The 11,317-nt window shown below is 62.5% G+C and carries 8 protein-coding genes, 1 pseudogene and 1 riboswitch; of the genes and pseudogenes, 3 read left to right on the top strand and 6 right to left on the bottom strand.

The features are described from left to right. Positions 1-190: 190 nt before the first annotated feature. From OUZ52_RS20845 to OUZ52_RS20825, 5 genes are all read right to left on the bottom strand, one after another. Positions 191-1,111: a CPBP family intramembrane glutamic endopeptidase gene (locus OUZ52_RS20845; protein ID WP_266160488.1), complete on the bottom strand. Its 921-nt coding sequence runs from the start codon at positions 1,109-1,111 to the stop codon at positions 191-193. 115 nt (positions 1,112-1,226) lie between these two features. Then, positions 1,227-2,828 carry a peptide chain release factor 3 gene (locus tag OUZ52_RS20840; protein ID WP_266160487.1) on the bottom strand — a complete coding sequence of 534 codons (1,602 nt, stop codon included), beginning with the start codon at positions 2,826-2,828 and terminating at the stop codon, positions 1,227-1,229. Positions 2,829-2,970: 142 nt separating this feature from the next. After that, on the bottom strand, positions 2,971-4,161 hold the full coding sequence (locus tag OUZ52_RS20835) for a fatty acid desaturase family protein (RefSeq protein ID WP_266160485.1): 1,191 nt from the start codon (positions 4,159-4,161) through the stop codon (positions 2,971-2,973). An 85-nt stretch (positions 4,162-4,246) separates the two neighbouring features. Next, positions 4,247-4,600 carry a DUF1304 domain-containing protein gene (locus OUZ52_RS20830; RefSeq protein ID WP_266160483.1) on the bottom strand — a complete coding sequence of 118 codons (354 nt, stop codon included), beginning with the start codon at positions 4,598-4,600 and terminating at the stop codon, positions 4,247-4,249. Between the two features lie 90 nt (positions 4,601-4,690). After that, positions 4,691-5,365, bottom strand: coding sequence for a M24 family metallopeptidase (locus OUZ52_RS20825; protein ID WP_266160482.1), 675 nt, complete (start codon positions 5,363-5,365; stop codon positions 4,691-4,693). Positions 5,366-5,587: 222 nt separating this feature from the next. Then, positions 5,588-5,707, top strand: a riboswitch (SAM riboswitch). Between the two features lie 78 nt (positions 5,708-5,785). Here OUZ52_RS20825 and metX point away from each other — a divergent pair. The 3 genes and pseudogenes from metX to OUZ52_RS20810 all read left to right on the top strand — a co-directional run bounded on the left by metX (position 5,786) and on the right by OUZ52_RS20810 (position 9,061). Further along, a complete protein-coding gene (gene metX / locus OUZ52_RS20820; RefSeq protein WP_266160480.1) occupies positions 5,786-6,814 on the top strand; it encodes a homoserine O-succinyltransferase MetX in 1,029 nt (342 codons plus the stop codon). Positions 6,815-6,843: 29 nt separating this feature from the next. Beyond that, positions 6,844-7,970: pseudogene (locus OUZ52_RS20815) on the top strand (PLP-dependent transferase). Then, complete coding sequence (locus tag OUZ52_RS20810) at positions 7,967-9,061, top strand: homoserine dehydrogenase family protein (protein ID WP_266160477.1); 1,095 nt, start codon at positions 7,967-7,969, stop codon at positions 9,059-9,061. Before OUZ52_RS20815 ends, OUZ52_RS20810 begins: the two are co-directional and overlap by 4 nt. 82 nt (positions 9,062-9,143) lie before the next feature. On the opposite strand, the gene OUZ52_RS20805 is transcribed toward OUZ52_RS20810, so the two are convergent. Then, entirely contained in the window at positions 9,144-10,763 is a 1,620-nt protein-coding gene (locus OUZ52_RS20805; RefSeq protein WP_266160476.1) for an APC family permease, read from the bottom strand. Positions 10,764-11,317: the final 554 nt, after the last annotated feature.

Genomic DNA, 11,317 nt, shown 5'->3' with positions numbered 1-11,317 from the left:
CGAGTTGCTGCATGCGAAGCTGGGTCATGCCGTGCTCACTGGCATATCGCTGTTCTGGGTGGGTTGTGCCGTCGAGCAGTTCGTCGTTCTGCGTTACAGCACCCCCATGCTCCATGGCTTGACGGTGCTATGCCTGTTTGGCGCACTGCTGTTCGCGTTGCCGCTGGCGAGCTGATTCAGCGGTTCTGATTCAGTGTTGGATCGGTGGTGGCATGGTGCGGCGCCAGGACGGCCGTACGATCGAACCCCTGCGTATGGCGATAACTAGCAATACGACAGTGACACAGCTGCAAGTGGCCAGCGCAACCACCGAGGCTTCAGCACCGAATCCGCCACCGCTCAACCAGTCGGGGCCGGTCCGGTTGGAGACCAGCCAGCCGTTGCTCGCGTCGCCCGATACCGGGATGCCGTAAACCGTGCCTTGCATGATGTTCCAGGCCGCATGCAGGCCGATGCAGGCCCAAAGTGAGCGGGTGACGTGATAAATCATCGCTAGCAGCAAGCCTGCTTCGATCGCGATGGCTGCCGAACTCCACAAGGTGGCACTAGGGTTTTCGATATGTGCCGCGCCAAAGAAGAGTGCAGAGATCACCAGTGCCCACCAGGTGCCAAGTCCTTCCTCGACGATGCGAAACAGTACGCCGCGGGTAATGATCTCTTCGCCGATGCCTGCTCCGATACCGGTCACCAGCAGGCCGGGCAGCCACGCCACTTCGGCGTTTGTGCCGGTGACGTGATAGCTGCCGAGCAGCCACAGTACGCCAACGACCGTGCTGAACAAGACGGCGCCACCGACAAGCCCGGCGACACCGAAAGTGGGTATAGCGCGGGGCGCCAGTTCACGCATCGGTCGGCGCTCGATCAGGTAGACCAGAACCAGGTAGGCGATCAGTGGCGGCACCAACTGCATGCTCAGCGTGCCCAGCGCGTGCTGCACGGCTGTGCCAGTCTTGGTCCAGCCTAGCGCCGCGGTGATCATGTGCGTGGGGAAGCTGAGCGCAATCAACATGGCCGTGAACGTGACAATGCGCGCAAACGGCGCAAACACCAGCCAGCGTTGCCAGCGGGTGGCGCTGGCCGGAGTCATGAAGGCGAGGTTCGGTGTAGGCATCGATATGACTCTATGAGGTGTAAGCAATCAGATCGTGTCGTTTTACAGGACCGTGCTGGCCTCGGCCATCGCGAAATACTTCGACCCCTACCCCGGTCGAGGGAGGGGCCGGGTCTTAGACCTCGACCGATGTGGCGTGCTCGCGCGTGGCGGCGAAGCGCACCCCGGGCCAGCGCTCCTGCGCCAACTGAAGATTGACCCGCGACGGTGCCAGGTAAACCAGCTCACCGGCGGCATCGATGCCGAGATTCATGGCGTTTTTCTCGCGGAATTCTTCCAGCTTCTTGGCGTCGTCGCAGTGGATCCAGCGGGTGGTCACCACGCCTACCGGCTCGAAGCTGGCGTCTACGTTGTACTCATCCTTCAGGCGGTAGGCGACCACGTCGAACTGCAGCACGCCGACGGCGCCGAGAATCAGGTCGTTACTCATCAACGGGCGGAAGAACTGGGTGGCCCCTTCCTCGGACAACTGCGCCAGGCCCTTCTGCAGCGCCTTCATCTTCATCGGGTCGCGCAGGCGCGCACGGCGGAACAGCTCCGGTGCGAAGTTAGGGATGCCGGTAAAGCTGATCAGCTCGCCTTCGGTGAAGGTGTCGCCGATGCCGATCGTGCCATGGTTGTGCAAGCCGATGACGTCACCGGGATAGGCGCTTTCGACGATCTCGCGATCGCTGGCCATAAAGGTAAGCGCGTTGGCGATGCGCACTTCCTTATTGGTGCGCGTCTGGATCATCTTCATGCCGGCGGTATAAGTGCCTGAGCACACCCGCATGAAGGCGATGCGGTCACGATGGGCCGGGTCCATATTGGCCTGGATCTTGAACACGAAACCGGTGAGCTTCTCTTCGACCGGTTGCACTTCGCGGCCGAGCGTGGCGCGCGATTTCGGCGACGGTGCGTGCTCCACGAAGAAATCCAGCAGCAGTTGCACGCCGAAATTATTCACCGCCGAGCCAAAAAACACCGGCGTCTGCTTGCCCGCCAGGTACTGGTCAAGATCGAACGGATGCGAGGCCCCTTGCACCAGTTCAAGCTCGTCACGCAGCTCGTTCAGCGCTTCCGTGCCGATTTTCTCGACCAGACCCGGAGCATCCAGGCCTTTGAAAATGGTTGAATCCTGCCGGGTGAAATTCTTGCCCTGTTCGAACACATGCACTTCGTCGAGCAGCAAGTGATACACGCCCTTGAGGCGCTTGCCCATGCCGATAGGCCAGGTCAGCGGCGCGCAGGCAATGCCGAGCACGGATTCCACTTCGTCCAGCAGTTCGATCGGCGAGCGGCCCTCGCGGTCGAGTTTGTTGATGAAGGTCATGATCGGGGTGTCACGCAGGCGGCACACCTCCATCAGCTTGATCGTGCGTTCTTCCACGCCCTTGGCGCAGTCGATCACCATCAACGCGGAGTCCACCGCGGTCAGCACGCGGTAGGTGTCCTCCGAGAAGTCAGCGTGGCCTGGTGTATCCAGCAGGTTGACGATGCGTTCCTCGTAGGGGAACTGCATCACCGACGAGGTCACCGAAATGCCGCGCTCTTTTTCCAGCGCCATCCAGTCGGAGGTGGCGTGCCGGGCTGCTTTACGTCCCTTCACCGAGCCGGCCATCTGAATCGCGCCACCGAACAGCAGCAGTTTCTCAGTCAAGGTGGTTTTGCCCGCGTCAGGATGGCTGACGATGGCAAAGGTGCGGCGGCGGTGGGTTTCGGTAAGGTGCGTGGACATGGGGGTGCTGGCCGGAGACAAGCCGGTAATGATACCAGTGCCGGCCTGGCGGCTGGTTCAGCCGTCGGGGCGGGTTGCCCCTCTGCATAAGCCGCTGCTACGCCAAGCAGTCTGCGAACGGCTTGGCGCGGCGTTTTTGTGTCTAGCTTTGCGGCAGGGGAGCGGCGACGAGTACGGGTACCGGCGCTATAGGCAGTGCGGCAGCGGTCGGCAGGCCCATGCGACGCAGCCAGCGGTAGTGCGAGGCGATGCCGGCGGCAAACGAGCGGTGCGCGTGGTAGGGCTGGCCGAATTCGCGGCAGGTGTCTTCGATGATCCGCGCGATCGCTGGGTAGTGAATATGCGAGATGCGCACGAACAAATGGTGTGCCACCTGGAAATTCAGTCCGCCGACCAGCCAGCTGAGTACCCGGTTATCGCGGGCAAAATCGACCGTGGTTTCCAGCTGATGGATGGCCCAGGGGGTATCCATCTGCTGGCTTTGTTCGTTGGGCAGCGGAAACTCCGCTTGCTCCACCACATGGGCCATCTGAAAGACCAGCGCCAGCAGCAGCCCGGCCACCGCTGCGACCGCGGTATAAAAAAGCAGCACCGTGCCCACGGGATGGAAGGCCAATGGCAGGCCGAAAGCAATAGCGAAAAACACCAGCTTGCCGAGCACGAACACGGCGAGGTCCCAGCCGCGCGGCCGCGCAAAGGGGCGCTCCCCGATAGTGCCGGTGATCAGGTCGCGAAAATCGCCGTAGAGGTGCCAGCGTATCGCGGTGGCCCCGTAAAGCACCCACAGATAGAGATGCTGCCAGCGATGCCATGTGCGCCGCTGCTGGGTGGGCGACAGCCGCGCCAGAACGCCGAGATCGATATCGCTGTCGTGACCGGCGATGTTGGTGTAGGTGTGATGGAAGCGCGCGTGCTTCCAGTGCCAGATGTACGAGCTGCCACCGACCATATCCAGCGTCATTGCCATGGCTTTGTTGATGCCGCGCTTATCCGAATAGGCCTGATGGCCGCCGTCATGCTGGATGTTGAAGCCGATACCGGCCGTTGCCACGCCAAGCACGAGACTGAGCAGCAGGCCCTGCCACCAGCTCGAAGCGAAGAACACCAGGCCCGCATAAGACGCCACGAAGACGCCAAGAATGATCGCCGTCTTCCAATACATCGCTGCGTTGTCGCGTTGCTTGAGGCCGCGCTGCTTGAAGTAATCCTCTACCCGGCGTCGCAGTACGCGTTGAAACGTATTGTCACCGCTGAAACGGAGCCTATCCTCGGAAGCGTTGGGCGAAGGAGGGCAGGCAGCGTCCGCATATGGATGCGGTGAATCGAGCGACATCGACTTGCCTTACAAATAGTGAGTGTTCCGCATGGTAGTCGATATGTCGTAACGCGCGGGTTGGCCGGTCGCCTGAACGAAGTTATCAGGCCAGCAGCAGGATCAGGCCAATGAGCGCAGGCAATGCTTGAATCAGCAAAATCTTCCGGCTGGCGGTAAGGCCGCCGTAGATGCCGGCGATCAACACACAGGCGAGAAAGAAGATTTTTACGCTGGCGCCAGCGTTGCCCAGGCTCAAGCCCCAGATCAGCCCCGCGGCAAGAAAGCCGTTATACAGCCCTTGATTCGCCGCGAGCACTTTGGAGGCGGCGGAAAATTCGGGTGTGAGCTTGAAGGTGCGTCGGCCTGTCGGCGTATCCCATAAGAACATCTCCAACACCAGAAACCACACGTGCAATAGCGCGACCAGTGCAACAACGATGTTGGCAGCCATGGGCATAACGCCTCCATTGGGCGAAGTCATTGAGACCGCCGAGCTCCTTGGCGGAGTACGGCGGGGCAGTGTTGCAGATGGGCCGGCGCAGAGCCATCAGCGGCTAAGCAAATCTTCGTAGAACGCACCGTACGGCTCGGTTGGATGGGCAATTTGAATCTCCAATATCCACAAGCCGGTCGAGGGTGTGGCTTCCAGGGTGCCCAGGTCGCCCGCACGGTGTACCGAGTGCGGAAAGTCGCTGACCCGATGTCCCTTGATCGCGTGGTTCAAGCGCCAACCCATGGCCTCGGCACGCTGCTCGGCGAACGCATACAGCGCCTCGCCGCTGAGTTGCTGGTTGCGCCATGCGTCGGCGACAAGGTCGAACAGGGCCCGTGCGGCCTCGGCGCAGGCCTGTCGCTCCGGGGCACGGCCGACGACGAAAGTGTCGCCGACGTCGCCTTCATGGCCTCCAAACACCAGGCCAAGGTCGATGAAGTAGATGTCGTTTTGCCCCAGGCGGACATCCGGGTCGGAAGGCTGCCGAAATGTTTTCAGCGTGTTGGCGCCGATACGGATCACCACCGGATGCCATAGCCGCTCAACGCCTAGTTCGCGGAAGACGGCGTCAGCTTCCGTGCGCGCCTCGTCCTCGCTGATGCCAGGGTGCATACGGGCGCGAATGCCTTGCAAGACGGCCCAGGATCGCTCGCGCGCCTGCTGCATCAATGCAGGGTCGAAGCCGGTGCCGACGGCTTCGCGATTGGGTAGGTCAGGGGTTGCGCTCATGCTGGGGTGTTCCGTGTGTCAAGGCTGTGTCTAAGGTCAGGGGCTGCCATGGACCATGGTATCCGAAAGGCGTGGCCAGGCACGACAAATCCATGTGTGGTGCGGCTTGGCGGCTTGACTGAGGGTTGGTGGCGGGATGTCATGAAAGTATCGAATGAAATTGAACGCATAGACGTTTAGACGTCTGTTGACATGGATGAATAGCGCCTGTAGAGTTCGCTCCACTCATCAAGACCGGCTGAGGGATAGGCCCTTTGAAGCCGGGGCAACCAGCGGGGACTCGTTCCCGCCACGGTGCCAACTCCTGCGGAAGTGCCTACGGGCGCTGCCGAGAGATGGGCGAGCTTCGTTTGGCGTGCCGTTATGGCCGTGCGAGGTGACCTCTCTCCGATCGCAGGCGATGCCGTCCGGAGAGAGAAGATGCCCAGCCAGTCCGCCCCTGTTCCACCTGTCGCTTTCGCGCCCTTCGTCTCGGCGGTGTCTTCGCGACCGGACCTGACCACCCAGCGCAGCGTTCGCCGCGTGCAGATCACCCCCAAGTACGGCAGCCGTCCATGTGCGGTGGATGTGCGCTACCTATGGTGCGGTGCGCCGGATGCGCCCACGGTCATCGTGCAAGGCGGTATCTCCGCCAGCCGCGATGTGCTGGCTTTGGATGGCGAAGCGGCGCCGGGCTGGTGGCAAGAACTGGTCGGCGTGGGCCAGGCGGTCGATCTGGCTAGCTACCGCATATTGGCGATTGACTGGCTGACGCCGGCTGACCTCACCGGGGCCGATGCAGGCGTGGTGTCCAGTGAGGATCAGGCCGACGCACTTGCCGCGCTGGTCGATGAGCTGGGCATCGGCCGGGTGCATGCTTTTATCGGTTATTCCTACGGTGCCATGGCCGCACTGGCTTTTGCTGCACGTCACCCGTATGCGCTGGATCGATTGGTACTGCTGGCCGGTGCGCATCGCGCCCATCCGCTGGCCACCGCCCAGCGCGCCGTCCAGCGCAGCATCGTGCGTCTGGGCCGCGATTGCGGTCAGCCCGAACAGGCGCTGGCGCTGGCGCGTCAACTGGCGATGACTACCTATCGTGGCAGCGATGAATTCGCTCGCCGCTTCACCGCTGCCCCCGAATTTCGCGATGGCCGTTTTCACTTCCCGGTGGAGGATTACCTGGAACAGGCCGGCCGTCGCTTTGTCGAGCGCTTTGATGTGGAGCGCTTCCTGGCGCTATCCGAATCGATCGACTTGCACGACATCACCCCCGAGCAAGTGCCGACGCCGGCCACGCTGATTGGTTTTCCCTCGGATCGCCTAGTGCCGCTGGCCGATCTATGTGAGTTGCAGCGCCGCTTGCTGGGTGCCGCCACGCTGGAGGTGGTGGAGTCGCCTTATGGACACGACGCCGCACTCAAAGAGAGCAGCCGTCTCGCCCCGCTACTTCGCGAAGCTTTGCACTAAAACAACATCGAAGATTTTTGGAGATCGACATGAGCGACACCTCGGCCCCTTGTACTCGCGCAGTGCGCGCCGGCATCGAATCGGATACCCAGCATGGTGCCGTGGTGCCGCCGCTGCATTTGTCCACCAACTACAGTTTCACTGGCCTGGGCGGCAAGCGCGCTTACGACTACTCGCGCAGCGGCAACCCCACCCGTGATCTATTGGGCAATGCGCTGGCCGAGTTGGAGCAAGGGGCAGGGGCCGTCATTACCGCCAGCGGCATGGCGGCCGTTGCATTGGCGTTGGAGCTGGTGCCTGCCGGGGCCAAAGTGCTGGCCGCACATGATTGCTATGGCGGCACCTGGCGCTTGCTCGATGCCTGGGCCAAGAAGGGCCGTTTCAGCGTGGAATTCGTCGATCTCACCGATAGCCATGCATTACCGACATACGTCACGTAGCGCAGGCGGCGCATGCAGTCGGTGCGCTGGTGGTGGTCGACAACACTTTCCTCTCGCCGGCCTTGCAGCAACCGCTGGTGCTGGGTGCCGACGTGGTGGTGCACTCCACCACCAAATACATCAACGGTCACAGCGATGTCGTCGGCGGCGCGGTGGTCGCGCGCGATGCCGCGGTAGCCGATCAGCTCAAATGGTGGGGCAACTGTAACGGCCTTACCGGTGCGCCGTTCGATAGTTTCCTCACCTTGCGTGGCCTGCGCACACTGAGCGTACGCCTGCGCCAACACCAGGAAAACGCCGAGCGTATTGCCGCGCGTTTGGATGCCCATCCGGCGGTGCGCAAGGTGTATTACCCCGGCCTGCAGAGTCACGTTGGTCATGCATTGGCAGCACGCCAGCAGCAAGGCTTCGGCGCCATGCTGAGTGTCGAGCTGGAAGGCGGTGTGCCTGAGATTGCCGCCTTCGTCGATGGCCTGGAATATTTCACCCTGGCCGAATCGCTGGGTGGAGTGGAAAGCCTGATCGCTCACCCGGCGTCGATGACCCACGCCGCAATGACACCCGAGGCACGCCACGCCGCCGGCATCGCCGATACCTTGCTGCGCCTCTCGGTGGGCATCGAAGATGGCGATGATCTCTTGCGCGATCTCGGCGCGGGTTTGCTACGTGCCCAGGCGGCCAGTGCTGCCTCGCCCAAACGCAAGGTGAGTGCATGAGTGCGCTGCTGATCGACGAGCTGTTGTCGGAGTCGCCCGCAGTGACGCCTGTGCCGGCCAGCGGTGCCGCCCTGGTGTTGCTGGGTACCGGTGTGGTCGGTGGCGCTTTTCTCAAGCTGCTAGGCACGCCGGTGGCTAGCCAGTTGCGGCTGGTGGGTGCCGCCAATTCGCGCAAACAGCAAACCGACCCCGCCCGGCTGGCGGCGCGTGATCTGCGCGAACAGCTCAAGCAAAACGGTGCTGCGCGTGACGACACCGCGCTGCTGGCGGCGCTGGATGCCAGCGATGCGGCGTTGAAGGTGGTGGTGGATGCCACCGCTTCTACTGATCTGGCGTCGCGCCATGCCGATTGGTTGGCGCGCGGCTATCACGTGGTCACCGCCAATAAATCGCTGGCCGGTGGCGCGTTGCCGGGTTGGCGCGCCTTGCAGTCAGCCATCGCCCAAGGCGGTTGTTATGGCGATGCGGCCACTGTAGGTGCGGGCTTGCCGGTGCTCTCTACCTTGCGTCGGTTGCGCAGCTGTGGCGATGCGTTGCTCACCCTGGAAGGCGTGTTCTCCGGCTCGCTGTCGTATTTGTTCAACCAGTACGACGGCAGCCAGCCGTTCTCTGCCTTGCTGCGCGAGGCGCGCCGGCTCGGCTATACCGAGCCCGATCCGCGCTCGGATCTGTCCGGTGAGGATGTGGCGCGCAAGCTGCTTATTCTCGCCCGTCATGCCGGTTTCGCCTTGGGCAGTGACGAAGTCATTGTCGAGAGCCTGGTCCCCGAGGCGCTGCGGCCTCTTTCCACCGACGAGTTTCTCGCCCGTCTCGACGAACTGGATGCACCACTGGCGGCCCGTCACGAAGAAGCGAAGTCGCGCGGGCAGGTGTTGCGTTACCTCGCGCGCCTCAACCAGCGTGGACGCGCGCGGGTCGGCCTGGTCGAAGTCGCCGCCAACCATCCGGCGGCACGGCTGTACGGCACCGACAATCAATTCGCGCTCACTACGACCCGCTACCACACCCAGCCACTGGTGATTCAAGGCCCCGGGGCCGGGCCGGAAGTGACGGCGCAGGCGCTGCTGGGCGATGTGCTTGCGTTGCGTTGAGCAGCGCCTGTCGCCTTTGTAGCGGGCAAAAAAAACGCGCGGTGGTGAGCCGCGCGTTTTTTTATGTGGCAAGAAGCAGGTTTCAGTGCGACGTTGGATTGGCCTTGGCATCCAGCTGTGCTTGTTCCACCGATGGTGTACGCCAGCCGGATTTCACGCCCCATACATAAAACACCAGGCCTATCACGGCCACTACCGCAAGGTCGACACCGTAGGGCAGGTAGTTATGGCCGCCGAAAGTGCTGCTGCCCGCATACGAAACCAGGGCAATCGTTGGTAAATAGACAATCAACCACCAGGCGCCTTTGAGCTGGCGGCCGAAGTCGTGCCAGCCAGCCATGGCCTGGTAATAAAGGTAAACCGGCAGCGCAACGACCATCAGCAAGATAATTTCGCCGGTAAGCGGCCAGCGCGCCCAGAACAGCAACTCGGTGGCGAGCACAAAGGCGAAGCCGGCGAGAATGGGCAGGCCGGCGACGCGCAGCGGTCGATGCATGTCTGGCGCAGTACGACGCAAGGTCATCGCGCTGACCGGGCCGGTGAGGTAGGAAATGATCGTGGCCACCGAGATCACTGCGGCCAAAGTGCCCCAGCCGCGGAAGAAGAACAGGAACAGGAACGACACGCCCAGATTAAGCCACATCGCCGGGCGCGGAATGCCGTACTTGGGATGCAGGCGACCGAGCAGCTTTGGCAAGGTGCCGTTGCGTTCCATGCCGTAAATCATCCGCGACGTAGTCGCGGTATAGGTAATGCCGGTGCCGCTGGGGCTGATGAAGGCATCGATATAAAGCAGCATGGCCAGCCAATGCAGGTTGACGATGATGGCTAGTTCGGCAAACGGCGAGCGGAAATCAATCCCATGCCAGCCAGCCTTGGCCAGTAGGTCCGGTGGCACCGCGCCGATATAGGCGACCTGCAGAATCACGTACACGACGGTGGCCAGTGCAATCGAGCCGATAACCGCGAACGGAATGCTTTTGCCCGGATTGCGTGCTTCACCGGCCAGGTTTACTGGGCTCTGAAAGCCATTGAAGCTGAATACGATGCCGGCGGTGGCCACGGCTGTGAGCACGGCGGCGAAGTCAATGGAATGCGCTTCACCGTGAATGCCTACGGCGAAGTTCTCGCTATGAAAACCGCTGGCGATCAGCGCCAGGCCGGTCGCCGCCGGCACGACCAGCTTGAACACGGTGATGGCGGTGTTGGAGCGGGCAAACAGCTTTACGCTCCAGAAATTAAGCAGGAAGTAGATGATGACCAAGACGGCGGCGATACCCAGGCCCGCGTGACTCAGTTCGCCTTGGCCGTCAGGCATGTGCGCATAGAGGTCGTGGGCCCATTGCCATGGCCACGAGGCCATGTATTGCACCGAAGCCTCGGCCTCGACCGGGATCACCGAAACAATGGCGATCCAGTTGGCCCAGGCGCCAATAAAGCCGACCAGTGAGCCATGCGAATAGTGGCTATAGCGCACCATGCCGCCGGATTCGGGAAACATCGCGCCGAGCTCGGCGTAGGTCACCGCGATCGTCATGATGATGGCAGCGCCAAGCACCCAGGCCCATACCGCGCCTGGACCTGCCAGGCCAGCGGCGCGCCAGGCGCCGAATAGCCAGCCGGAGCCGATGATGGAGCCCAGGCCGGTAAGCATCAGGGCGAAGGGGCCGACATCGCGGCGCAGGGGGCTGGAAGAAGACATGCAAATTCCCGTAACTATGGACCAGAGCGCCGTCCCCCCGGACGGCACAAGAGGAGGATGATGACAGACCCGCGCCCGAGGTGTCAGCCGCCAAGGTCATGCCTGCCCCAGCCAGCCGGCTATTCAGGGGGCGATGGCATGCCTCAGAAGCGCTGGGTTTGGCAGGTGCCTTGGCGTGACGGCGCCGCCTGGGAGCCGGCGGATTAGCTATCCATGAGGGGTTTGAGGAGGCGCTTCGGCGCCATTTATGCCTCTTGGGTGGCGCGCTGTACCGGCCTTGCTGCTGCCGATGGCTGCCGGGGCCGCCTGTCGCCAGATAGCAGGCGGGCTAGTGCGGCCAGGCCAGCTGGTCTGGGACGACGATAGCCGGACGTGGGCCGAGTCTGGCGCCGCACCGACGGAGGAGCAGGAGTCGACCGTAAAACCATCTCGCCCCTAACGGCAGGGGCGGGACAGAACTCAGCACTCGATGACGTTGACCGCCAGGCCGCCACGCGAGGTTTCTTTGTACTTGTCCTTCATATCCCGTCCGGTGTCGCGCATGGTGGCGATGA

This window comes from Dyella silvatica, from assembly GCF_026283955.1.
Lineage (GTDB): Bacteria > Pseudomonadota > Gammaproteobacteria > Xanthomonadales > Rhodanobacteraceae > Dyella_C > Dyella_C silvatica.
This window is presented reverse-complemented; position numbering and strand designations above follow the sequence as displayed.